This is a genomic window from Pontibacter saemangeumensis (assembly GCF_039541895.1).
GTDB classification, from domain to species: Bacteria; Bacteroidota; Bacteroidia; order Cytophagales; family Hymenobacteraceae; genus Pontibacter; species Pontibacter saemangeumensis.
The window spans coordinates 110,357-135,646 of sequence record NZ_BAABHC010000016.1 but is presented as its reverse complement, the minus strand read 5'-3'; the positions used below and the strand labels follow the sequence as shown (position 1 = coordinate 135,646).

Sequence of the window (25,290 nt, the reverse complement as noted above, 5' to 3'; positions counted from 1 at the left end):
TTGACCCTTATCAATAGAACTTATAACTCTTAATAGAACTCATAACTCTTAATAGAACTCATAACTCTTAATTCATAACCTTTAACTTATAACATGACCCTGCTCGACGGTAAAAAAACATCAGAAGACATCCAAAAGGAAATAGCTGCCGAGGTGGCTGAGCTTAAAGCCAGCGGCGGCAAAACCCCTCACCTGGCCGCCATTTTGGTCGGTCATGACGGGGGCTCCGTGACGTACGTGAACAACAAAGTCCTGGCATGTGAGCGTGTGGGTTTTGCATCTTCGCTTTTTCATTTTGAGGACACGATCACGGAAGAAGAGTTGTTGAACAAAATAAAGGAGCTGAACGAGGATGAGGATATAGACGGGTTTATTGTGCAGCTGCCGCTCCCGAAGCACATTGACCCCGAGAAGGTGCTGGAAGCCGTGGACCCGCAGAAAGATGTCGACGGATTTCACCCCATCAATGTGGGGCGCATGGTTGCCGGGCTGCCAGCCTATTTGCCCGCCACCCCTGCCGGAATTTTACAACTGCTGGAGCGCTACAAAATAGAAACATCAGGCAAGCATTGCGTGGTGCTTGGCCGCAGCAACATCGTGGGTTCGCCCATGAGCATCCTGATGGCGAAAAGCACCTACCCCGGCAACTGCACCGTCACTATCTGCCACAGCCGCACCGTAGACTTGCCCTCCTTTACCCGCCAGGCCGATATCATCATTGCCGCCATCGGGAAGCCGGAATTCCTGACTGCGGATATGGTGAAAGAAGGCGTGGTTGTGATTGACGTGGGTACCACCCGCGTTCCGGATGCGTCCCGCAAGTCCGGTTTCCGATTGAAAGGGGACGTTAACTTTGACGAAGTGGCACCCAAGTGCAGCTATATTACCCCGGTACCGGGCGGCGTAGGACCGCTCACCATCGCCATGCTGCTGAAGAACACCCTGAAGGCAGCGAAGAAAGAAGTGTACGCCTAAGCTATATAGCATATAAACAGAAGGCCCTGCAGTATATATACTGCAGGGCCTTCTGTTTATATGCTTGTTACTTTAATGCGCGCCTACATTCACGATATCCGCGAACACGCCGGCTGCTGTTACCTCTGCGCCCGCGCCAGGGCCTTTCACCACCATAGGGCGCTCTTTGTAGCGGTCGGTGGTGAAGGAGATGATGTTGTCGCTGCCCGAGAGGGTATAGAACGGGTGGCTCTCGTCCACCATCTCCAGCGAAATGGAAGCTTTGCCGTTGTCAAGCGTGCCTATATAGCGCAGGGCTTTTCCGCTGCTCTCCGCCTTGTCTTTCAGCGCCTGGAAATAATCCTCCGCGGCCTTCAGCTCCGCATAGAACTCCGGCACAGAGGCGGCCTGCAGGCATGAAGGCGGCAGGATATTGGCGATCTGCACGTCTTTTGCCTCCAGTGCATAACCGGCATCGCGCGCCAGGATCAGCATCTTCCGCATAAAGTCCATGCCGCTCAGGTCGTCGCGCGGATCCGGCTCGGTGAAGCCCTTCTCCTGCGCCAGCTTCACCACATCATGGAAAGAGGCATTGCCTTTAAAGTTGTTGAAGATGAAGGAGATGGTGCCCGAGAGGATCGCCTCTATGCGCAGCACCCTGTCACCGCTCATCATCAGGTCTTTCAGCGTACGGACGATCGGGAGGCCTGCCCCCACATTGGTTTCGTAATAGTAATCCACCCCGTGCTGAAAGGCGGTGTCTTTGAAATTCCTGTATTGCTGGTAATCAGAGGAGTTGCCGATTTTGTTGCAGGTAACGATCGATATATTGGACCTGAACACCTCTTCATAAAACCGGATCGGGGCGGGACTTGCCGTGTTATCGGCAAGCACGCAGTTGGGCAGGTTCATGCGCTTCATGCGCTGCACAAACTCCTCCAGGTCAGCAGGCTCTCCTTCAGTTTCCAGTACCTCCTGCCAGTTATCCAGAGGCAAACCGTCAGCGTCAAACACCATATGGCGGGTATTGGTGATGCCCACCACCTTCACCTGAATGCCATTGTGCTGCTGCAAAAAGCTGTGGTGCTCCTGCAGTTGCCGGATAAGGGTGCTGCTGATATTGCCGGTGCCGAGGCAGAACAGATGCAGAGTTTTCTTCAGCTCGATGAAAAAAGCATCGTGTACGGTGTTCAGGGCTTTGGGCAGGTCCTGCCGGGAGATGATGACCGAAATGTTGTATTCCGAAGAGCCCTGCGCAATAGCGCGGACGTTGATGCCGTTCCTGCCGAGGGCGTGAAACAGTTTCCCGGCGATGCCCGGCGTTTCCTTCATGTTTTCCCCCACAATGGCCATCACCGAAAGGTGTTGCTCGATCGTGGGCATCTCCAGTTTCTCGGCCTGCAGTTCCAGTTCAAACTCCTGTTCAATCAGTTTTTTTGCCTTGGGCGCGTCGGCCGGGTGTATGGCAAACGTGATGCTGTGCTCGGAAGAAGCCTGAGTGATGAGGATGACATTGATCTGCTCCCGCGACAGCAGGGAGAAGAGCCGCCCGCTGTAGCCTGCCTTGCCCACCATGCCGCTGCCCTGCAAATTGATGATGCTGGTGTCGTTGATAGACGATATCCCCTTGATGTTGGAGCCGGACTTCCGGATGTCGTGGCGGATGGCCGTTCCCGGGAAAGCTGGGTTCTGTATGTTTCGGATAACAATAGGGATTCTTTTCAGGAAGGCTGGCGTCATGGATGGGGGGTATATAACGCGGGCGCCGAAGTAAGAGAGTTCCATGGCCTCTATATAGGAGAGCTCTGTCAGCGGAATCGCCTTCTTCACCATCTTCGGGTCGGCTGTCATCATGCCGTTCACGTCCGTCCATATCTGGATTTCGGAGCTGTTGAGGGCAGAGGCGATTAGCGCGGCAGTGTAGTCGCTGCCTCCCCGGCCAAGGGTAGTGGTCTGCCCCTGCTGATCACTGGCGATAAATCCGGTCACCAAAAGCAGCCGGTCTTTGTGTTCGCTGTAGAAGCTCCGGATCAGCAGGTCGGTTACCTCGGTCTGCACCCTGGCATGCCCGAAACCGCTGTCTGTCTTGATCAGGGCGGCGGCATCCACAAACAGCGCCTTCGGGAAGCGCTGTGCTGCCGCCTCACTGAACAGGAACGTGGCGCAGCGCTCGCCGTAGCTCAGCACCGAGTCGCGGGTCTTGGCGGTAAGTTCCCGCAGGGAGGAGATGCCATGCAGCAGGCTCTCCAACTCCCGGAAACAGGCTTGTAGCCGGGCGTTAACGCTCTCGCGGTTAGCCGCATGAATCAAACCGTTCGCAATTTCAAGGTGGCGGTCCTCCAGTTCTTTCAGGTAACGGGAGAAATCTTTGCCGTCAGCGGCGTGGTCTGCCATGCTGGCCAGCAGGTTCGTCACACCGCTCATGGCCGAAACCACTACGACAGGCTTCTCGGTTTTTGCCTCTTCAGCGAGTATATCTAAGGATGTGAGGACATTTTGAACAGAACCGACAGTTGTTCCCCCGAATTTCAGGACTTTCATGGTGATTTGGAGCTTTAGTATATGAGCCCAGGCTTCTGCTTTGCCTGGCGCTTTGTATGGTTACTGAAATTTGCCAGCATCACGGTTAACTCAGTGGTGAAGCGGCAAAGGCAACATTTATAAATGCTTTGAGTTCGATAAAGGTCAGGAGGCAGTGTGCAGTCTGTGCTGCTCCTGCAGCAGCGATGCTAATTCAGAGAACTCGTTCCGGATGCTGCTCACCTGCTTTTTCCGGTGCAGGAAAACCTGCAGTTGCTCCGGAAGCGGGAGATCTGTCTCTAAGATCGCATCGATGGTCTGCTTGAACTTAGCCGGATGGGCCGTTTCGAGGAAGATGCCCGCTGTCTTCAGATCCGGCAGCTCCTTTTTCAGAGCCATATAGCCGATGGCACCGTGCGGGTCCAGCAGGTAGCCTTGGTTCTGCTGCACCTCCAGGATGGTAGATTTAATGGGGCCGTCCTCTGTCCAATACCCTTTGATGACCTGCGTCAGGGCCTCGTACGCCTGCCCGAAGGTTTCCTGGATGCGGGGGAAGTTATTCGGGCTGCCTACGTCCATGGCGTTGGCAATGGTGGCCACCGACGGGGCGGGCGTGTATTGTCCTGACTCCAGGTACGCCGGCACGATCTTATTGAGGTTGGTGGCTGCAATGAAAAATTTCACCGGCAGGCCCATCTGCCTGGCCAGCACACCCGCCGCCAGGTTGCCGAAGTTGCCGCTCGGCACCGCAAAAGTGACGGCGTCGGCATGGGCTTGTGGCTGATGCTTGCGCCACTGTCCCCAGGCATGGAAATAGTACACCATCTGCGGGAGCCAACGCGCCACGTTTATGGAGTTAGCCGATGACAGCTGCATTTCCTTTGTCAGCACCGGGTCAGAGAAAGCCTGCTTCACAAGGTGCTGGCAATCGTCGAATGTGCCTGCTACGGCCACGGCATGTATATTCTGGCCCAGCGTGGTGAACTGCATTTCCTGAATCTCGCTCACGCCGCCTTCCGGGTACAGAATCACGACCTCAATGTTTTCCACTCCCAAAAAGCCGTTGGCTACGGCACTGCCGGTATCGCCGGAGGTAGCCACCAGCACCGTCACCGGCTTCTCGGGTTCGGCAAAGGCCTGCAGGCAGCGCGACATGAACCGCGCACCTACATCCTTAAAGGCGCAGGTGGGGCCATGGAACAGCTCCAGGCTATAAATGTCTTCTTCTACTTTTACAAGCGGAATGGGAAAGGTGAAAACCTCCGCGCATATATGCTTCAATGCTTCCGGTGTGATATCAGGTGCGGTATAGGGTTGCAACACTTCGAAAGCGATTTCAGGGAGCGTCATATCCGGCAGGGCCTCAAAGAAAGCGGCCGGTAGGGCAGGGACGTGCTCCGGGAAGAAAAGCCCTTTGTCCTGGGGCAGCCCTTTTACAACCGCCTCTTTGAAGCTCATGTCAGGCGACTGGCGGTTGGTGCTATAGTACTTCATGGTTAAGCGTGTAAGGTTGGTTGTTGGATAACGCGGGCCCCTTGCTCCGGCACCTGCGACACATAGGCATGCAGGTCGATGCCGCTTGAAAGGTACACCTGCTCGATGGCCGTGCGCACATCAAATGCCACCTGCTCCGTCGCGGACAAAGCAAAGATGGAGGGACCTGACCCGGAGATGCCGGCGCCCAGCGCGCCCGCGTCTAAAGCGGCCTGTTTCGCCTGTTTGAAAAGCGGGATCAGGAAAGAACGCTCTGGCTCAAAAATCTCGTCGTGCAGGCTGCGCCCGATCAGCGCATAATCCGCTTTCAGCAGGCCTGCCATCAGCGCGGCCAGGTTGCCCCACTGCCGGATGCCTTTCTGCAGCGGAATATCTTTTTTTAAGATGCTGCGGGCAAGCGATGTTTTCAGCTCCACCTGCGGGTGCACCACCGAGCAGTAAAGCTCCACCGGCACGCCCAGCGGCACCACATCCAGCGGGTCGTAGCTCCTCACCAGCACAAACCCTCCTAAAAGGGAAGGGGCCACGTTATCGGCGTGGGCCGAGCCCGAGGCAAGGCGTTCGCCTTCCATGGCAAAAGGCACGAGTTCTTCCGTTGTGAAAGGCTTCCCCAACAGTTCGTTGACGGCATAGGCGGCGGCGGCGGAACTGGCGGCGCTGCTGCCGAGTCCGCTGCCCACGGGCATGCCTTTGTGCAGCTGCATGTCCAGTCCGAAGGAAACCTGCAGTTCGGCCAGCATTTTCTGCGCCACCACGCCCACCACGTTTTCTTCCGGGTTTTGCGAAAGGCCGCTAATGCCCCTGATCGCAGAGATAGTAATGCCAGGGGCGTCCTTCCGCCGCACCCAGACCTCATCCCCGGGTTGCTCCAGGGCAAAGCCCAGTACGTCGAAGCCGCAGCAGACATTTGCCACGGTGGCGGGTGCAAACACCTTTATATATTCTGATACCTCCATTTATATATGCTTATGCCAGTGCTTTGGCAGTTTGTTCTGATTTAGCTAAAAAGAAGCTGTCGTGCAGCAGGTTGACGGCTGTGACTGAGTCCTCCCCCCGGATTACCAGCGAGATGTTCCGTTCCGTGGCACCCTGCGCGATGGCCCTGATGTTGATTTTGTGGTCTCCTAGGATGGAGAACATGGTGCCGGCGATGCCCGGCTGCTGAATCATGCCGTTGCCTACGATGGCCACGATGCTCATGTGCTGCTCCAGGTTCACTGGGTCCACTTCGCCCGCGGAGATATGGTACTTAAATTCGTCCGTCAGCGCCTCCAGCGCGGCCTGCCCCTCCGTGTCTGCGAGGGCAATGGTGATGCTCTGCTCCGACGACGACTGCGTGATGAAGTATATGTTGATGTTGCGGGTAGCCACGGCCTTGAACATGCGCATTGCGATGCCGGGCACACCCACCATGCCACTGCCGCTCAGCGTGATCAGGGCAATGTTATCGATGCAAGAAACCCCTTTGATGATATTGGGACCCGGTGCAGGCGTGGCCGTGATCAGCGTGCCTTTGTGCGAGGGGTTAAATGTGTTCTTCAGGAGCAGCGGGATGTTGGCCGTCACCAGCGGCGCGATCGTTGGCGGGTAAAGCACCTTTGCCCCGAAATAAGCCAGTTCCATGGCCTCTTTATAGCTCAGCTCCTTGATGGAATGCGCCGCTTTCACCTTGCGGGGATCGGCGGTGTACATGCCGTCCACATCCGACCACACCTCCAGCCGCTCAGCCCCCAGCGCCGCTGCGTAAATGGAAGCGCTGTAATCAGAGCCGCCGCGGCCCAGCACAGAAGTTTTTCCGGCATCAGTCCGAGCGATAAAGCCCGGCGCCACCACCAAGTCCACGTCCGGCATCTGCTCGAGGATGCGGGCATAGGTTTTCCGCTGGTCTACCTTTGCATTTAAATAATTACTATCCGTAATGATATAATCGCGGCTGTCTATCAGCGTGTTGGGCAGGCCCTGATGGTGGAAAGCCACGGACACAATGGCAGACGACAGCAGCTCGCCGTATGACATCACCCGGGCCTTGATGCTGTCGCTTAGCTCGTCGAGCAGCAGCACCCCCTGGCATATATCCTCCAGCTCCCGCAGCAGCAGTTTTATCCTGCCTTTTACCTCGATCTGGAAACTATAGGGCACCAGTTGCTCAATTGCCTCCATGTGCTTTGCCTCCAGCAAGTGAATCACCTCATGGTAGGAGTTGTCCTGCTTGCCAGCTTTCTGGTAACAGGAGATGAGCATATCCGTGACACCCGACATGGCCGATAGCACCACCACCATATGATGTGGATATTTCTTTTCTTTCAGGACTGCGGCGATTTGCTGAATTGCTGCTGCATTAGACACAGACGTGCCGCCAAATTTTAAAACCAGCATGGGGAATATATAAAAGCTTGATACAAGAGAAATTGCCTTACAGAAGGCCTAAACCGCAGGTAGCGCGATATTAGAGAAGGGACGATATGTATAGCAGAACCCCAAAAGGGGTAATAATGATAGCGGTGAAGGAAGCGGAAAAAAAAGGCGTAATCATCCCTTTCTTCAGAGAAGAAACCAGGGGCAGCGATATGTTTTTTGCGCGTTTCATTGCTTATGATGCGACAAATTACTACCAGATTTACACAATTACTAATTATTGATAAATTTTGTTGAGAATAAACCAAAGGCAGCGCCGGGATAGGCCGCAGTACGGAACATATAGCACTGCTGCGCTTGTTGCATTTTTAACTAAATTGCGCAATCTGCGCTGGCAAACAGCCCACAAACGCGGGGTTTATATATAACAGGCCCTCCTGGCAAATGCCACGGCCGAAGCATAATGACATTGGACTTAACAAAAGCATATCATACCGCCTCTATCCACTCAGTGCCGAAAGACGGCAGCGAGCTCCCTCTGATGGAGGCTTTCTACACCATTCAGGGCGAGGGCGCCAATACGGGCACGGCCGCTTATTTCATCCGGCTGGGGGGCTGCGACGTAGGCTGCCACTGGTGCGACGTGAAGGAGTCGTGGGACGCGGAGCTGCACCCGCTCACCGAGGTAGCTGCCATCGTGGAGCAGGCGGACGCCTTTCCGGGTAAGACCGTGGTGATTACGGGCGGGGAGCCGCTGCTCTACAACCTGCACCCGCTGACATCGCAACTGCAGGAGCGCGGCATCCGGACGATGATCGAAACCTCAGGCGCATACCCTGTCAGCGGCACCTGGGACTGGGTGTGCCTTTCGCCAAAAAAATTCAAAGCCCCGGACGCGTCGGTCTATCCTTTTGCGGATGAGCTGAAAGTTATTATCTTTAACAGAAGCGACTTTAAGTGGGCCGAGGAGCACGCGGCGCGGGTAGGCGAGAAATGTGCCCTCTACCTGCAGCCGGAGTGGAGCAAAGCCCACGAGATCATGCCGCTGTTAGTGGAGTACGTGAAGCTGCATCCGAAGTGGCGCGTATCGCTGCAGGCGCATAAATATATGGATATCCCTTAATTGCCTTATGTATAAACCCCTGCTTGCAGCGTTGCTGCTGACGGCTGGCTGTGCCACCGCCAGTCTGGCACAAAATCAGAAACTAAGCACCAGCTCTACTAAAGCAGAGCGTTTATATGAGAAGGCCGATGAGTATGCCCGCACCCGGGACTTCGAGCGCGCCCTGCAATCGCTTTCCGAGGCCATAGAGAAGGACCCAAAGTTTGTGGAGGCCTATATCCGCGCCGCCAGCCTGCAGAAGCTGATGGGCAACAAGGCCGCCGTATATGAGTTGCTGCAGAAAGGCCTGCAACTGGTGCCTTTCACGCCTGCCTATGGCGGCTACTATTTCGACCTGGCCGACCTGCAGTTTGAGCGGGGGGAGTATGCCGCCGCGAAAGCGAACTACCAGGCATACCTGAAGTCGAAGCCGAAGAACCCAAAGCTGATTGACTGGTCCAGAAGCCAGGTGAAAACGGCTGATTTTGCCATGGAGGCCATCCAGCACCCCGTCCCGTTCGACCCGATCCGGATGCCAGCCACCTTAAACCGCTTTGGCATGCAGTATTTCCCCTATACCACCGCCGACCAGCGCTACTTTATATATACTGCCAGGGCCAGTTCCCGGCCCGACCACGACGAGAACATCTTCATCAGTGAGCGGGTAGCGGGGGAGTGGCAGGAGCCGGTTTCTATTTCGAAAGCCATCAACACGCATGCTAACGAAGGCGCCGCCACTATATCCGGCGACGGGAAATCACTGGTGTTCACCTCCTGCAACCGCCCTGACAGCCAGGGAGACTGCGATTTATATATCTCCTTCCGGACCGGGGAGGAGTGGAGCAAGCCCAAAAACATGGGCAATATGGTGAACTCCAAAGCCTGGGACTCGCAGCCGAGCCTTTCCGCTGACGGACGCACGCTGTACTTCTCCTCCACGCGCGGGGGCGGGGTGGGCAAAGAGGATATATGGGTGGCGTACCTGAAAGAGGACGGCTCCTGGCTAAGGCCCGTAAATATGGGCAAATCAGTCAACTCCGCTGGCCGCGACATGGCGCCGTCTATCCACACCAGCGGCTCCACCATGTACTTTGTGAGTGACGGGCACCTGGGGCTGGGCGGTTTGGATGTGTTCAAGACAACAAAAGAAGAAAGCCAGAAGTGGTCGGAGCCGCAGAACCTGGGCTACCCGCTCAACACCCACGCCGACGAAGGCTCCCTTTTCATCACCCCGGATAACACCATTGGCTACTACTCGAGACAGGAAGCCACAGAGGCCGGCGCTGCCACCATCCAGTTGTACCGTTTTGATGTGCCCGCGGAATGGCGCAGCAGTGAGAACAGCACCTATGCCCAAGGCCGCGTGTTTGACAAGAGCACGAAGAAGCCCCTGGCAGCGCAGGTGCAGCTATATAATGTAGAGAATGACTCGCTGGTGCAGCAGGTGAATTCTGACAAGATCAACGGAGAGTACACGGTGGTGCTGACGGAGGGGAAACAGTATGCGCTGTACGTGAGCGCGCCGGATTACCTGCTTAACAGCCTGAGCTTTGATTACACTTCCCAAAAGGCGCTTTCGCCGGTGGCGCTTGATGTGTACCTTGAGCCCATCAAGGCCGGCGCTGCCGTGGTGCTGAACAACCTGTTCTTCGACACAGGCAAGTTTGGCTTAGAGAATAAATCCAAGACTGAGCTGAACAAGCTGATCCGGTTTCTGCAGCAGAACGAGAACATCAGGATGGAGATCTCGGGCCATACCGATGATGTGGGCTCTGACAGGGACAACCAGTTGCTGTCGGAGAAAAGGGCAAAGGCGGTGGTGGATTATCTCAGCAACAACGGCATCAGCAAAAGCCGCCTCACCTACAAGGGCTATGGCGAAAGCAAACCCGTCGCAGCGAACACAACCGAAGAGAACCGCCAGCTGAACCGCCGCATCGAGATGCGGGTGCTTTAAGTTTAATAGTGGTTTCTCCCGTTGAAGTTGCAGGCATACCCTCATTTCCTGGATCTACCTGAGTAGCTACTCCACTAAGTTTTTCACAAGAGGCTATCCGAAGAAGAGCTGTCCGCGGATAGCTTTTTCATCGCATGAATCGAGGGGTTGGGCTATCTATTTAACCCTGTGAGCTAAAACCTTCTGCAAAATCATATATAATAGCAATATAAGCGTATAACAGGCGAGTAAGTATTCTTTTCAGATACCTTAATCCAGTTTTCTGATGACAACACGCCGAATACGCTTGCATGTACTCCGGAATTTTCTCCTGTATGCGGGGCTGAGCCTAGGGCTAAACCTCAGTTCCTGTAGCCAAAAATCGGCTCCGCCTGCCATATCAGATGTGCAGGCCGATGCTTCCGTCGCTCCGGGGGATTCCACATCGGCTGACGCAGCTGCTTTTCAGATACCGGTGGAGTACTATACCCTCGACAATGGCCTGAAAGTCGTGCTGTCGCCGGACGAGACGGCACCCATCGTGACGGTAGCTGTGTATTATAACATTGGCTTCCGCAACGAGCCCAAGGACCGCACCGGCTTCGCACATTTATTCGAGCATATGATGTTCCAGGGGTCGGAGAACCTGGGAAAGATGGAGTTCATCGATCTGGTGCAGAAGAACGGCGGAGTCCTCAACGGCAGCACGCGGTTTGATTTCACCATTTACTTTGATATTGTACCGGCGCATAAGCTGGAGACGATGCTCTGGGCCGAGGCCGACAGGATGAAGGGGCTTAAGATCACGCAGGACAACCTGACCAACCAGCAGGGGGTGGTGAAGAACGAGGTGAAAGTGAACGTACTCAACCAGCCGTACGGCGGCTTCCCGTGGCTCGATATGCCGCAGTACGCCAACAAGAACTGGTACAACGCCCACAACTTCTATGGAGACCTGGAAGACCTGGACGCCGCCACCCTGGAGGACGTGCAGTCCTTTTTCCATACCTTTTACTCGCCAAACAACGCGGTGTTGGTGGTAGTGGGAGATTTTGAGCCGGCGCAGGCAAAGCAGTGGGTGCAGCAGTATTTCGCAGCGATTCCGTCCGGCACCGTTCCGGCAACTCCAAACCTGACTGAGCCGGTACAGGAGAAAGAACAGCGGTTTACCAAAGACGATAAACTGGCAAACAAGCCCGCACTGGCTTTTGCCTACCATATGCCGGTGCGCAACTCACCGGAATACTATGCCATGGGGCTGCTGGACCAGATCCTGCTGCAGGGCAACGACAGCCGGCTGCACCAGGCCCTGGTGCAGGAGCGGGGTTACACCGGTTCGGTTGGCGGCGGGATCAATGCCGAGCTGGGAAACATGTATAACTACAACGGCCCGATGCTTTGGATGGGAAGCCTGGTGCACGACAAAAACGTTTCCGCAGATTCCATTGTGGCTGTGTTGGATCAGGAGATCCGGAAGCTCCAGGAGAACGGCATCGACCAGGAACTGCTGGACCTGGCCCTCGTGAAAATGCGTTCCTCGCTCTACGACCAAGTAAGCCAGATGTACGGGTTCGGCAGGGCAGACCTGCTGGCGACCTTCGCTTTGTTCGATGATAACCCCGCCCGGATTAATGAATTGGAGGCAGAGTTCAGAAAGGTAACGCCTGAACTGATGCAGAAAACCATTAGCGAGTACCTGCGGCCCACCAACCGCACCGTTTTGATCATAAACCCTCAGGCGCAGAGCTGAAACCTATGAAAAAAATAATTTCTATCTCCTTGAGTGCGCTGCTGGCGTTTAGTGCTTCCGTGGCCACAGCGCAACAGCAGACACCGCCCGAAGGGGGCACGCCAAAAGACTTTACCTTGCCGGCAAAGCAGGAGTTTACCTTGCCGAACGGGCTGGAGGCAACCCTGGTGCCCTACGGGGAAGTCCCGAAAGTCACGATCAGTGTGATAGTGGAGGCAGGCAATGTGCACGAGGGGCAGGACCAGAACGGGCTGGCGGATATCGTGGGCGGATTGATGGAGGAGGGGACCACTACCCGGAGCGCCACGGAGATTGCGGATGCCGTTGCCCGCATGGGCGGGTCCCTGAGCATCAGCGTGGGGCCCAACCAGACGTATATATCCGGGGATGCGCTCTCTGAATACGGCCCGGAGTTGGTCGCCCTGATGGCGGATGTGTTGCAGAACCCCGCTTTTCCGGCCTCAGAGCTGGAGCGTATCAAAAATGATTTTAAGCGGCGCATGAACCTGGCGCGGGCGCAACCCGGTACGCAGGCAAACGAGAAATTCAGGGCGGCCCTGTACCCGAACCATCCCTATGGCCGCGAACTGCCCGATGACAAGCAGATAAATGCTTTTACACTGGAACAGGTGCAGGATTTCTATCAGAAGCAGTTTGGGGCGAAGCGCACCAATGTATACGTAGCCGGTAAGTTTGACAGCGGTGAGATGAAGGAGGCGATCACTTCTTCGCTGAGTGAATTTAGAGCAGGCCCTGAAAGCAGCATCCCGGTAGCGAAGCCTGTCACCAAAGGCGACATGATCGTGATAGACCGTCCGGGGGCGCCGCAGTCCACCATCGTGCTGGGCTTGCCTGTCGTGGATCCTGCGCATCCTGATTATGTGCCCCTGAACGTAGCCAACTCGCTTTTGGGCGGGTCTTTCGGTTCCCGCATCACCAGTAACATCCGGGAAGACAAAGGCTATACCTACTCGCCCTACAGCTCCATTTCGACCCGGTACAAAGCAGGGGACTGGTCAGAGTCGGCAGATGTGACTACGGAGCACACCGGTAACTCCCTTCGGGAAATCGTATATGAGATCAACAGGCTGAGCAAAGAAGCTCCTTCGGAAGAGGAACTGGAGGGCATCCAAAACTATGAGGCGGGCCTCTTCGTGCTGCGAAACTCCACACCGGGCGGTATCATCGGCCAGCTGAATTTCCTGGACCTGCACGACCTGCCGGAAAGCTTCCTCACAAATCAGGTGCAGAACATATATGCCGTTACACCCGAGCAGGTGAGCGAAACGACTGCAAAGTACCTGAACCCAAAAGACATGACCCTGGTGGTGGTAGGGGACAAGAAGCAGATAGACAAGCAACTCAGGCAGTTTCAGCAGGAGTTGAAAAAGCAGGCGCCGGTAACACAGTAGCCGCTTTATATATCCTGCCTATATATAAAAGCCGCCCCGACATTTGCCGGGGCGGCTTTTGTGTTTTATTCCCAGGCAGCGGCTATTCTATATAGGGCCGGAGGGGATATAGCATGAAATTGAATTACCAGATCCGGATTCTGTCCTCCGGCGCTTTATACAGCGCATCGCCCGGCTGCACATTAAAGGCTTCATACCAGGCATCCATGTTCACAGGTGCTCCGATGGTTCTGTACTGGCCCGGGGAGTGTGGGTCGGTCACGATCTGCTGTGCCGCGCTCTCCGGCAGGATGTTGCCTCTCCAAACCTGTGCCCACGACAGGAAGAAGCGCTGATCGGGCGTGAATCCATCGATCTTCTCGTTCGACTTGCCCTGCTCCGTCATCTTAAAGGCCTCGTAAGCAGCGTTCAAACCGCCCAGGTCACCGATGTTCTCACCCAGTGTCAGCTTGCCGTTCACATGGATGGTGTCCAGCACCGTGTAGGCATCATATTGTGTGGCCAGGGCCTGTGCTTTCTCCTTGAAGCGGGCCATGTCTTCCGAGGTCCACCAGTTGCGGAGCGTGCCGTCTTTGTCGTACTGGCTACCGGAGTCGTCGAAGCCGTGGGAGATTTCGTGGCCGATCACGGCGCCGATACCACCGTAGTTCACCGCGTCATCCGCATTCGGATCGAAGAACGGGAACTGCAGGATACCTGCCGGGAACACGATCTCGTTCATCACCGGGCTGTAATAGGCGTTCACGGTCGGAGGCGTCATGCCCCACTTCGTCCTGTCGACAGGCTTGCCCAACTGGCTCACCATATCGTTGTAGCTCCACTGGTCAGCGTTGCGCACGTTCTGGAAAAAGGACTTACGGCTGATCGCCAGGCCGTCATAGGTTTTCCACTTGTCAGGGTACCCTACTTTCGGGGTAAAGGCATGCAGCTTCGCCAGCGCTTTCTCCTTTGTCTCCGCACTCATCCAGTCCAGGTTGTTGATGCGGATCTCGTAGGCTTTGATCAGGTTGCTGATCATGTCATTCATGCGGGCTTTAGCCTCCGGCTTAAAGTGCTTCTGCACGTAAAGCTGGCCCAGCAGTTCGCCGATTGCATTATCCGTCAGCGACGACATGCGCTGCCAGCGCGGCGTCTGTACTTTCTGTCCCGACAAAGCAGCTGTGTACGCAAAGTTCGCGTCTACAAAAGGGGAACTCAGGTAGGGGGCCGAGGACTTCAGCACGTTCCACTGCAGGTACGTTTGCCAGTCAGACACAGGCGTCTCTTTCACCAGGCCGTTGAGGGCGGTGAAGAACTTCGGGTTGTTCACCAGAATCGTGTCTTCGCCGGTTACCTTCATTTTCGACAGCATCGACTTCCAATCGATATTCGGGGTAGTCTTGCTGAAATCGGCGACAGCGAATTTGTTGTAGGTTTTATATGGATCGCGCATTTCCACACGGGCCATCTGCGCCTCCGCCATTTTCTTCTCCAGGTTGAAGATCGTTTCAGTGTTTTGCTGTGCCTTCGCCTGCGGAACGCCTGTCAGTGTGAAAAGCGTGGTGATGTACGTTTTGTAAGCTTCCTGAATTTTCTTGGTGCGCGCGTCATCCTTCAGGTAATAGTCACGGTCTGGGAGGGTCGTACCGCCCTGGCTCAGTTGCGGCACCATGTTGTTTACGTCTTTGCGGTCCTGCCCGACGTAGAAGCCAAACATCGGGGAGGCAAAACCCGTGGCTTTCAGGTTGGCCACCTCATTCAGCACCCCCTTCGCGTCCTTCACCGCGCCTGCTCTCTTCAGATCAGCCTTGATGGGAGAGTAACCCGCTTTCTCAATGGCAACGCTGTCCATCGCCGAGGCATAAAAGTCACCCACACGCTTCTCAGCAGAGCCCGGGGCTGCTTTTTTGTTTGCGGCTGCTTCGTTCAGGATGTCCTTTACTGCATTGATATTAAAATCGCGCAGCAGGTTAAAGCTGCCCCAGCGGGTCTCTTTTGCCGGAACCGGGTTGTTCTCAAGCCAGGTACCGCTGGCGTAAGTGTAAAAGTCGTTGCCCGGCTTCACGCTCAGGTCCATATTCGACTTGTCGATGAATTGGTTTTCACCTTTATCTTGTGCAGCGGCCTCTGCCCCGTATAAGACGGCAGCGCCGAAAAGTAGTAGTCTCAGGTGGTTTTTCCAGTTCGACATGCTCTTCATGTAGGTTGTTCTATGTTAGGTTTTAAAAAAGGATACTATATATGCGGTTGCTCTTCATGTGAGCGAAAAAATATTGTCAAAATTAAAGCATGTCCCGGAATTTCCAGCTGTAAATCTTTAGCCCATCACTGAAGTGATTCTCGACAAGGTACCTGTCCCATTATCCGTTCAGATTTGCTGAATAAAGCCTGATTAAGTGGCGCTCCAACGACGGCTGAGGAGGCAAAGCATCAAACTTCGTGCCTTCGTGTTCAAACAGCGGTTATCCGTAATTTGTTCATGCATGTGTCCTGAAGCGGCCAGTTTATATATAGCCATAATGATAAACGCACCCATCTGTACAAGTAGCGCTGAAAAAAGCTCTCACTGCATAGCGGGCATGAAACTTATAGCCAGAGATTTGGACAAGGTTGTGGAAAGGTATAGGCTAATTCAATTTAGTGAGCTTGCTTCAGAAATGGCTTCAGTATGGTAACAGGCAGCTTACAGAGCGGTTAAGTTTAAGTGTGGATTTTCCTTGGTCAGGCCAGTAGCAGGTCAGCTGTCTCTTCTTTTATTGGGGTACCGCCCGCCGCCCGCTCCAGGCAGATGGAAAAAACGCTCCCCTTGCCCTCTTCGCTTTCCGCGCGTATGCTACCGTTCTGGCTCTCAACAAACTCCCGGCAAAGCATCAGGCCCAGGCCGGTACCCTTTTCATTCTGTGTTCCGGGGGTCGTCACGCGCTCTTCGGTGAACAGCTTCGGGATATACTTGGAGGGAATGCCTTTGCCGTTATCGCGCACTGCAATGGTAACGCGGGTTTCCTGCACGCAAACCGTAATTTCTATCTGCCCGCTTTCATAGGTGAACTTCACCGCGTTCATCAGCAGGTTGCGCAGCACGAAGTTCAGCATCTCCCTGTCAGCGTGTACCACGGCATCCTGCCCGATGTTGCTCAGCAGCTGTATCTTTTTCTCAGCAGCCTGCACGGAGGCGAATGTAATGTTCTCCTGTACAAGCTGCTGCAGGTTAACAGGCTCCAGGCGTACATGCGCATCCTCCAGCTGCGCCTGCGACCATACCAGTAAGTTCTGCAGCATATCGGTAGCCACTTTAACATCCCTGCTGAGCAGCCCGAATACACGCTTCATCTGGCCCTCGTCCATGGATTTATGCAGCACCAGGCGCAGGACACTGTTAATAGAGTTGAAAGGAGTCCGCAGGTCATGCGAGATGATCGAGAAGATTTTCGTCCGGAATTGCTTGTGCTGCTCCAGTTCCTCGTTTTGCGCACGCAGCACCGCCGACTGTGTCATTAGCTCGTTTTTCTGGAGTATAATCTCTTTCTGCTGTGCCTGCATCCGTTGGTGCGCCTGCTGCAGTTCTTTATAAGCCGTTTTACCGCGCCGCCTGCTCCGATGCAGCACGGCCAGCAGCACCAGCAGCAGGATAAGGACGGCGGTGCCCAGCGCCATTACCACTTGATGATGCCTGATGGTCAGGTCCTGCTTCTTCTTCTCAGCCCGCAGGTGCTGGTTTTCCTGCTCCCTGGCGGCTGTTTCATATTGTAGCTTTGTTTCAGTTGAAAGTTTGTTAAGGTCATTTATATCCTGCTTTATAAAAAGGAAATTCGTGCCCCGGCTGATAAGAAGCGCAGCATGTGCGGGATCGGTTCGGTCGCTGTAGCAGGCAGCCGCCTGTTTTTCTGTCAGGAGGTTTTGAGCCTGTGCATATAGCGGCAAAAGGAATAAAAGCAGCAGTAAAATTGATCTCATTCAGAGGGCGTGAATGCGTCGAAGTGCCTGAGATTAGATGCTAAAACAACAAGTGTCTATTGATCAAGGGTAAACTTGAATAATAGGAGTGTGCAGTGAAGCTGGGTCATCGGTTTTGTAAGGGTTTTATATATAAGGATGATGCAAAGTAAGCGGTTATATATTAAAAGAGAAGTATTTGAGATGATAAATATTCAAAAAACCTAATAAATGAAATCCGCAGCTTGATAATTGAATTAAAATAAGATGCCACCGGAGTTTCTGCAAGTAGATTCTTAAAAAGGTAAGGTAGAAAACTTTGAAACCAGTGCAATTTAAAGCGGGATGGTAAAGAGGCTTTACGCAATTCTTGAAAAATGTAAAATCAAAGGAGGACCGTAGAAGCGCGGATGTTTTTGGAACGCTCTGGACAAAATAAAGGTGAGATTTTCGGAGGGTACGATTTCAAATAGGTAAACTTACGCGAAGGGAGATAAGTTGAGATACCTTTTGACGAATCCGGGCGGCGGTTCTATAAAAATTCCTTTCTCTCCATCTGGGTAGCCTGTATATATACCGGTATATACCGGCGACGTGCCCAACGAAATGTGCAAACCTATCAACCTGAAGGTGTGACCAGGCTTGAATCGAATAATATAAAAAGGTGTTAAACACCCATAAGCAAAAACAGAAGCAGGCCTTTTCCAGGTAAGAGATGGAAGCTATCTTCTAGTGGGGTGACGCTTGCAGATACTTTAGGGCTTCCTCATTGCCCTGCTGGTGAGCAAGGTCTAAGGCAGTAAGGCCCCGGGCGTCCTGTACGGTTTTGTCGGCGCCGTTTTCCAGCATAACTTTCACAAGCTCATTCCTGCCGAACAAGGTGGCAAACATCAGTGCTGTACCACCGTTGCCATTCTGTAGGTCGGGTGATGCCCCGTGCTGGAGAAGCAACCTCGCCACCTCCGCATACCCTTTAAAGCACACGCCCATCAGCGCCGAATTTCCGCCAAAGTCCTGTGCGTTTACATCAGCGCCAGAGTCAATCAACAGCTTCGCTGCTTCAACATGGCCTTCGTAGGTGGTGAGAATCAGGGGGGTAAATCCTCTTCCATCCCGGATATTCACGTCTGTTCCGGCATCAATCAACTCTTTTATATAGGCAACGTCGCCTTTGCGGGCAGCGTCAAAGAAAAGGTCTTCTGGTCTGGTAGAACTGAAAGTCATGCGGCATGGAGCATTTAAGGTGAAAGCATTAATACCGTGAAAAACGCAAAATTGTTTAGAACGGCTGCAAATCAGCCGTGCCGCGACTCATCAGTGGCAGGAGGAAGGGATATGGAAATCTATCGTTATCAACATGCGCTTTTTGAGATAAACGCACCTGCCTGTATTTATGCCTGGTCAGTGGCCCGCTACCTGGCCGGCGTGTCATTGTTTACTTCTATCCAGTGGCCATCGGGGTCCTGGAAATACACTTGCTTCACCCCGTCAACCCGTATGGTTGGCTCCTTGGCTGTGCCGGGCCAGTTGGTGTATTCAACCTTGTGCCTGTCGAGGTTGGCAATGAAATCCTCGATGGATGGGACGCTGAAGCAAAGGTGGTCGTTCTTATTGGGCTTCAGTTCCGCTGCCGCCCCCTGTATCAGGTGCAGCTGCCCGGCGGGCCCAAGCGTGAACCAGGTATGCAGGCCGTCTTTAAACGGCTCCGGAATCTTTTGAAGCTGCAGCACATCCTCGTAAAAAGCAGTGCTCTGCCCAAGGTCGTGTACATACACGGCAATGTGGTTCAGCGCGATCGGTGCAGCAGGGCGTGTGGCGTTGGACTGGGCCAGCACAGCCTGAGTGGTAAAACTGAGCAGACAGAAGGTAAAAACTTTAAACAGGTGTTTCATGAGAATGGGATAAAAGAAAGTGCAGCGCAGATTTTAGGTAAGGTTGCAAAAGAACAGCGGACCTATATAACGTGAAGACTAGATCCAAGCCTTCGCACCGTTTATCCGCAATATTATATATACGAGAGTAAGCGGAGAACAGGGGGAGTATTTTCAGTGTGATAAAGTAGAAGCACTTATATAAATTCCTCCGGGCAAAACCACAGTATACACCCGGAGGAATTTATATATAAGTGCTCAGCATTTTATCATGGTTTTTCTGAGTCATCGCCAAACATCTGGTAACTCAGGTCGCCTGTGCGGAACCAGCGGTAGCCATATGCCTCGATGGTGATGTGCTGGTTGCCCTTGCTGTCAGCCTCACCTTCGTAGTTCTTCATCAGGTCTATCAGCTTTTCGCCCGGCCCCTGGTTCAGGTTGAGAACGATCTCGTACGCCTTCTCGTTAAAGTTGTGCAGCACGACCAGCGAGTTGCCCTTCCAGCTATAGCAGATGCCTAGCACTTCGCTATAGCCTGTTTTAAGAAGCTTCCATTTTCCCCAGCCAATCTCGGGGCACTCTTTCCGCAGGCGGATCAGGGACGTCATCCAGTTGAGCAGCGAGCCTGGGTCCCGGCGCTGGTTTTCCACATTCACATGGTCGTAGGCGTAAGGCCCCTCGTCAATCACGGGGTGCACCAGCTTGTCAGCCCTTGAAAAGCCCGCCTGCGGGTCGGAGGACCATTGCATGGGCGTGCGGACCGCGTCGCGTTCATTCAGGCTCAGGTCGTCGCCCATGCCTATCTCGTCGCCGTAACGGATAACGGGGGTGCCGGGCAGCGAAAACATCAGACTGTAAGCCAGCTCCACCTGCTGCCGGTTGCCCAGCATCGGCGATAGCCTGCGGCGGATGCCACGGTCGTACAACTGCATGTTTTTGTCCGGCCCGAAGCGGCTGAAGACTTTCTGCCGCTGCTTTTCAGTGAGGCGCCCCAGGTCCAGCTCGTCGTGGTTGCGCAGAAACTGTGCCCACTGCGCCGTAAAAAAAAGTTCTTTGGTCGATTCCAAAGCCTTGGCAAGGGGTTCGGTGTCAGCGGAGGCGAGGGCATAAAAAGCGTGCTGGTTTACGTAGAAGTTGAACATCAGCTGAATGCCATCGCCCTCATGGCCAAAGTACTTCTGGTTCTCCTCCGGCAGCACGTTGGCTTCGCCCAACAGCACGGCATCGCCGCGGCGCCACTGCAGGAAGCGGCGCATCTCGCGCAGGTACTCAAAGTTCATGGTGGGTTTGGCCTTGCCCGGTGCCGGGCTCTCCAGTATGAAAGGGACGGCATCAACCCGGAAACCCGCCACTCCAAGCTCCAGCCAGAAGCCCATGATCCGCTGGATTTCTGCCCGCACCTCCGGGTTGTCCATGTTCAGGTCGGGCTGAAACTCATAGAAGCGGTGGAAATAGTAGGCTTTCGCCTTCTTATCGTATGTCCAGGTGGCTTTCTGCACGCCCGGAAACACCATGCCCTCGTCCCAATCAGAGGGCTTCTCCTCAGACCACACATACCAGTCGCGGTGCTTGGCGTCTTTGCTGCTGCGGGCGTCCTGAAACCAGGGGTGCTGATCGGAGGTGTGGTTTACCACCAGGTCGATGATCACTTTGATGCCGCGCTTGTTGGCCTGGTGCATAAACTCCACAAAATTTCCGCTGGAGCCATGCCGGGGGTCTACGCCATAGTAATCGCTGATGTCGTATCCGTTGTCTTTGTTAGGGGTAGGCTGAAAAGGGGCCAGCCAGATAGTGTCCACTCCCAGTGCGTGAAGGTAGTCGAGGCGGCGGGCCAGGCCCTCAAAGTCGCCGGTGCCATCGCTGTTCACATCCATGAACGTTTCAAGGTCGAGGCTATATATGATCGCGTTTTTATACCAGAGATCTTCTATCATAGTTGGTTGGTTAGTTATGATTTTTTGAATGATGGGTGTGACATCCAAGCGGAGGCACAGTCATTATACCCCCATGGTATTTTAAGGGTTGAATAAAAGGGGAAAAACAGCTTTCTTTGCACGTATATATGCCACTCTCCATCACATCGCTCAACTCAGGAAGCAACGGAAACTGCTATTACATCGGGAACGAAACAGAGGCCGTTCTGGTGGATGCGGGTATCTCGTGCCGCGAGACGGAGAAACGCATGCAGCGCCTGGGCCTTTCGATGCACCGGGTAAAGGCCATTTTTGTCTCTCATGAGCACTCCGACCATATCCGGGGCCTCAAGGTGCTGGCCAAAAAATACGCGTTACCTGTATATATAACCCCCTTTACACAGCGCGGCGCCCGCATGAGTTGCGACGGGGTGCATGTACTTCCTTTTACCGCGTATGAGCCGGTGCAGGTGGGCAGCCTCAGCATCAGGCCATTCCCAAAAATGCACGACGCCGCCGACCCGCACAGCTTTGTCGTGAGTGCGGAGGGGATCAACATCGGGGTGTTTACGGACATCGGCGCTCCCTGTGAGCATGTGATCCGGCACTTCCAGGAGTGCCACGCGGCGTTTCTGGAGGCAAATTACGATGAGGACATGCTGGACCGAGGGCGATACCCTTATTACCTGAAGCAACGCATCCGGGGTGGGAGGGGGCACCTCTCCAACAGGCAGGCGCTTAGTCTATTTTCCGCGTATAAGCCTGCTCATATGAGCCATGTACTGCTCGCGCACCTTTCCAAAGACAATAACTGCCCCAGGCTGGTAAAAGAATTATTCTCTCAGCACGCCGCCGGCACGGAGGTGGTGGTCGCTTCCCGTTTCGAGGAGACGGCTGTGTATCAGATAATTGCCGGGGCAGTGCCCGTGAATACAGGCGGCCCTGCCGTACGTTCAGCAACTGCGGGCGTGCAAACGGCCTTTGCTTTCTAATCTTTTACCGAGAATCATCCAATGGCCGGGTTTGGGTGGGGCCTTGCAACAGTCAGTACAGTATACCGACTGAGAGGCCTTCTTACCTCCGCAAGTTTTGTGAACTGGGTAACGGATTGTTTTGGTCATCCGGTTGCTGCTCTGTTTCCTCGTAAGGTTCCGGGAAGGGCTGCCAGGCCTGTACCAGTGAGAAGCTGAACGTCTGCGTGTTTGGCGTGTCGTAAAGCATGATACGGTTGCCTTCCACATACCAGCATGGCACAACTTTCGTCTTACCGGATTCGACGATGGTGGCCAGTATCTGTTGTTTTAATTCGGGTTTTTTATCGGTGGCTTTGGTCCACTGTGTCATAGTTGTATCTGAATTTAAAGATTATCAATAGCAGAGATGGTGTATTCCCTTATAAAAGGAAGGTAACACTATAAATGTTTTACGTGTTTATACGCGCCTACTACGTTAAAGTACTGCCGATTTAGGTTAGTATTAAATCATAAAAGGTTACTTCATAGAAAATTAAAGTTGCACGACAGGTGAAAGTGCACAATATTCAGCGGTTAAACTCCCCGGAGCACCGATTTATATATAAAGTTTTCTACGGGGTAAGGATTCAGCTTTCTGCCACACGGCACTCCACGATTCGATTTTCAGCCAATGCTTTGGCAACTCAGGCAGTTAAATAAGTTGGTCCACTTTCCCCTAAAAATCACCCTTAGCTGTGAAACACAAATCCCGGAAACAGGTTAAAAAATTACCGATGGCTTTGCAACTCGCTCGCGGTTTAGGTTAATTGTCAGAATGGAGCCGTTGCATTGCCTGCTCAAACCTATTTCATACTATATCTGATCAAAGCATGAATGAAATTTTAGAGAGAACCTTTTACCACAATACTGTCCTGGACTATATAATCGCCGCTGGCATTATCCTGCTCGGTATCATCATCATAAATGTTTTTAAGCGAACAGTTTTAACCCGTCTCCAAAGGCTGACGGAGCACACCAGCACCTCCATCGACAACTATGTGGTGGAAGGGGTCGAGCGATTCGGGTTGCCGGCGCTGTATGTCACTGTTTTTTTTGCGGCGCTGAATTACCTTGTGCTCTCCCAGAAGCTCGTCAATATCCTGCGCATCGCCGTCACCATCGCTGTTACGGTGCTGGTGATCCGTTTTATCTCGTACGCGATCCTGTATATGCTCCGGGGGTATGTGCGGAAGCAGACACACGGCGAGGAGAAGGTGAAGCAGCTGGGCGGCCTGATGCTGCTCATCAACGTGCTGATCTGGTTCGTGGGGTTTGTTTTCCTGTTTGATAACATGGGCTACGACGTCACCACGGTGATCGCGGGCCTTGGGATTGGCGGTATTGCCATTGCCCTCGCCGCGCAGAACATCCTCGGCGACCTGTTCAACTACTTTGTCATTTTCTTCGACAGGCCATTTGAAGTAGGCGATTTCGTGATCGTAGATGATAAAATGGGTGTTGTGGAGTACGTCGGCATCAAGACCACGCGTCTCAAAAGCCTCTCGGGCGAGCAACTGGTTTTTTCGAACAGCGACCTGACCGGCTCCCGCCTCCACAACTACAAACGCATGCAGCGGCGCAGGGTGCTGTTCAAGATCGGGGTAACGTACCAAACTTCGCTCAGGGATGTGAAGGAGATCCCGGTCATCATCAAATCCATTGTGCAGGCACAGAAGCTTACCGAGTTCGACCGCTCGCACTTCTCTGCCTACGGCGACTCCAGCCTCGACTTCGAAACAGTGTTCTATGTGCTCAGCTCGGAGTATAACGTGTATATGGATATACAGCAGGCGATTAACCTACGTATCTTCGAAGAGTTCCAGATGCGCGGGATTGAGTTTGCCTACCCTACGCGCATGCTCTATGTGCAGAACCAACAGCAGGAGGCAACCACCTGACAGGAAAACCGGAACTATATACCGCAGGAAAAAAATTTTCTAAGCTGCCACCAGCAGATGCAGCGACAACACTTACAAAACAGCAACACATGCAATACAGAACATTAGGTAAAACCGGATTCGAGGTCTCAGAAGTGTCGTTGGGCACCTGGCAGGTAGGCGGCCGCTGGGGAGAGCCTTTTAGCGAGCGGAACGCGGAGCGGATTATCAACGAGGCCATAGACGCGGGCGTCAATTTTATTGATACCGCCGACGTGTACAGCGACGGCGCAAGCGAGGCCGCTGTGGCCAGCGTGGTGAAAGGGCGCTCCGAGAACATCTATGTGGCCACAAAATGCGGTCGCCAGATACAGCCCCACACTGCCGAGGGCTACACGGCCCAGCGCCTGACCGGCTACGTGGAAGACAGCCTGCGCAACATGAAAACAGACACCATCGACCTGATTCAGCTGCATTGCCCGCCCACGGAGATATATGCGCGGCCTGAGATTTTTGAGGCGTTCGACCGGCTGAAAGAGCAGGGCAAGATCCGGAACCTGGGCGTAAGCGTGGAACTGGTGGACGAGGCGCTGATGGCCATGCAGTACCCGAACGTCACGACAGTACAGATCATATATAACATGTTTCGCCTGAAACCGTCAGAGGTGTTTTTCTCAAAGGCAAAAGAAAACAACGTCGGGATTATTGTGCGCGTGCCGTTGGCCAGTGGCCTGCTTACAGGCAAGATGAGCCGTGCAACCACATTCGGCCCTGACGACCACCGCAGCTTCAACCGGAACGGCGAGGCATTCGATAAAGGTGAGACTTTCTCCGGAGTGGAGTATGGCCTGGGGCTGGAGGCGGTCGAGCAACTGAAAAAGCTATTTCCGGGGCAGGAGCCGCTAGCTGCCTGGGCCATCCGGTGGGTGCTGATGGCAGAGGAGGTGAGCACGGTCATCCCGGGTGCCTCCCGACCAGAGCAGGTTGCTTCAAACATCGAGGCCTCTGGGTTGCCTGCCCTTTCCGCTCAGCAGATGCAGGGGGTAGAGCAGATTTACGACAAATACATCAGGCCAAGTGTGCACGCACAGTGGTAGGTTCAGAGGCTTGTATACTATTGCTTCAGGAGCCGCCAGGCCTCGCTTATGGTATATGAAGTGAAATCAGCCTGCTGCCTGAAA

At 54.0% G+C, this 25,290-nt stretch carries 18 protein-coding genes; 8 read left to right on the top strand and 10 right to left on the bottom strand.

Annotation, left to right across the window (positions count from 1 at the left end; genetic code table 11):
- Window positions 1–93 precede the first annotated feature (93 nt).
- Window positions 94–975 (top strand): bifunctional methylenetetrahydrofolate dehydrogenase/methenyltetrahydrofolate cyclohydrolase FolD, encoded by an 882-nt coding sequence (gene folD, locus ABD920_RS14535; protein ID WP_345160051.1) that lies wholly within the window; start codon window positions 94–96, stop codon window positions 973–975.
- Between the two features lie 72 nt (window positions 976–1,047).
- Here folD and thrA read toward each other — a convergent pair whose 3' ends face one another.
- The 4 genes from thrA to ABD920_RS14515 form a co-directional block, all read right to left on the bottom strand.
- Window positions 1,048–3,495 (bottom strand): bifunctional aspartate kinase/homoserine dehydrogenase I, encoded by a 2,448-nt coding sequence (thrA, locus tag ABD920_RS14530; protein WP_345160049.1) that lies wholly within the window; start codon window positions 3,493–3,495, stop codon window positions 1,048–1,050.
- Window positions 3,496–3,639: 144 nt separating this feature from the next.
- Complete coding sequence (gene thrC / locus ABD920_RS14525) at window positions 3,640–4,968, bottom strand: threonine synthase (protein ID WP_345160048.1); 1,329 nt, start codon at window positions 4,966–4,968, stop codon at window positions 3,640–3,642.
- Window positions 4,969–4,970: 2 nt separating this feature from the next.
- On the bottom strand, window positions 4,971–5,924 hold the full coding sequence (locus tag ABD920_RS14520; protein ID WP_345160046.1) for a homoserine kinase: 954 nt from the start codon (window positions 5,922–5,924) through the stop codon (window positions 4,971–4,973).
- 10 nt (window positions 5,925–5,934) lie between these two features.
- Entirely contained in the window at window positions 5,935–7,344 is a 1,410-nt protein-coding gene (locus ABD920_RS14515) for an aspartate kinase (protein WP_345160043.1), read from the bottom strand.
- Window positions 7,345–7,792: 448 nt separating this feature from the next.
- Here ABD920_RS14515 and ABD920_RS14510 point away from each other — a divergent pair, with 448 nt between their 5' ends.
- From ABD920_RS14510 to ABD920_RS14495, 4 genes are all read left to right on the top strand, one after another.
- Window positions 7,793–8,446, top strand: coding sequence for a 7-carboxy-7-deazaguanine synthase QueE (locus tag ABD920_RS14510; RefSeq protein WP_345160799.1), 654 nt, complete (start codon window positions 7,793–7,795; stop codon window positions 8,444–8,446).
- 7 nt (window positions 8,447–8,453) lie between these two features.
- Window positions 8,454–10,382, top strand: a complete 1,929-nt coding sequence (locus ABD920_RS14505) for an OmpA family protein (RefSeq protein ID WP_345160040.1) — start codon at window positions 8,454–8,456, stop codon at window positions 10,380–10,382.
- A gap of 265 nt (window positions 10,383–10,647) precedes the next feature.
- Window positions 10,648–12,111 carry a M16 family metallopeptidase gene (locus ABD920_RS14500; protein WP_345160037.1) on the top strand — a complete coding sequence of 488 codons (1,464 nt, stop codon included), beginning with the start codon at window positions 10,648–10,650 and terminating at the stop codon, window positions 12,109–12,111.
- 5 nt (window positions 12,112–12,116) lie between these two features.
- A complete protein-coding gene (locus tag ABD920_RS14495; protein WP_345160034.1) occupies window positions 12,117–13,523 on the top strand; it encodes a M16 family metallopeptidase in 1,407 nt (468 codons plus the stop codon).
- A 124-nt stretch (window positions 13,524–13,647) separates the two neighbouring features.
- Here the strand turns inward: ABD920_RS14495 and ABD920_RS14490 are convergent, their stop codons facing one another.
- From ABD920_RS14490 to ABD920_RS14470, 5 genes are all read right to left on the bottom strand, one after another.
- Window positions 13,648–15,693 carry a M13 family metallopeptidase gene (locus tag ABD920_RS14490; RefSeq protein ID WP_425568624.1) on the bottom strand — a complete coding sequence of 682 codons (2,046 nt, stop codon included), beginning with the start codon at window positions 15,691–15,693 and terminating at the stop codon, window positions 13,648–13,650.
- Window positions 15,694–16,223: 530 nt separating this feature from the next.
- Window positions 16,224–17,456 carry a sensor histidine kinase gene (locus ABD920_RS14485; RefSeq protein WP_345160033.1) on the bottom strand — a complete coding sequence of 411 codons (1,233 nt, stop codon included), beginning with the start codon at window positions 17,454–17,456 and terminating at the stop codon, window positions 16,224–16,226.
- A 708-nt stretch (window positions 17,457–18,164) separates the two neighbouring features.
- A complete protein-coding gene (locus tag ABD920_RS14480) occupies window positions 18,165–18,659 on the bottom strand; it encodes an ankyrin repeat domain-containing protein (protein ID WP_345160032.1) in 495 nt (164 codons plus the stop codon).
- Window positions 18,660–18,847: 188 nt separating this feature from the next.
- Window positions 18,848–19,327: a VOC family protein gene (locus ABD920_RS14475; protein WP_345160030.1), complete on the bottom strand. Its 480-nt coding sequence runs from the start codon at window positions 19,325–19,327 to the stop codon at window positions 18,848–18,850.
- A gap of 248 nt (window positions 19,328–19,575) precedes the next feature.
- Complete coding sequence (locus ABD920_RS14470; RefSeq protein ID WP_345160028.1) at window positions 19,576–21,240, bottom strand: alpha-amylase family protein; 1,665 nt, start codon at window positions 21,238–21,240, stop codon at window positions 19,576–19,578.
- 128 nt (window positions 21,241–21,368) lie between these two features.
- On the opposite strand from ABD920_RS14470, the gene ABD920_RS14465 reads away from it, so the two are divergent.
- Window positions 21,369–22,211, top strand: coding sequence for an MBL fold metallo-hydrolase (locus ABD920_RS14465; protein ID WP_345160026.1), 843 nt, complete (start codon window positions 21,369–21,371; stop codon window positions 22,209–22,211).
- 82 nt (window positions 22,212–22,293) lie between these two features.
- Here the strand turns inward: ABD920_RS14465 and ABD920_RS14460 are convergent, their stop codons facing one another.
- Window positions 22,294–22,563, bottom strand: coding sequence for a hypothetical protein (locus ABD920_RS14460; protein ID WP_345160025.1), 270 nt, complete (start codon window positions 22,561–22,563; stop codon window positions 22,294–22,296).
- 499 nt (window positions 22,564–23,062) lie between these two features.
- Between ABD920_RS14460 and ABD920_RS14455 the strand changes: the two genes are divergently transcribed.
- Window positions 23,063–24,130: a mechanosensitive ion channel family protein gene (locus ABD920_RS14455; RefSeq protein ID WP_345160023.1), complete on the top strand. Its 1,068-nt coding sequence runs from the start codon at window positions 23,063–23,065 to the stop codon at window positions 24,128–24,130.
- An 89-nt stretch (window positions 24,131–24,219) separates the two neighbouring features.
- Entirely contained in the window at window positions 24,220–25,206 is a 987-nt protein-coding gene (locus tag ABD920_RS14450) for an aldo/keto reductase (RefSeq protein ID WP_345160020.1), read from the top strand.
- The last annotated feature ends 84 nt before the right edge of the window (window positions 25,207–25,290 follow it).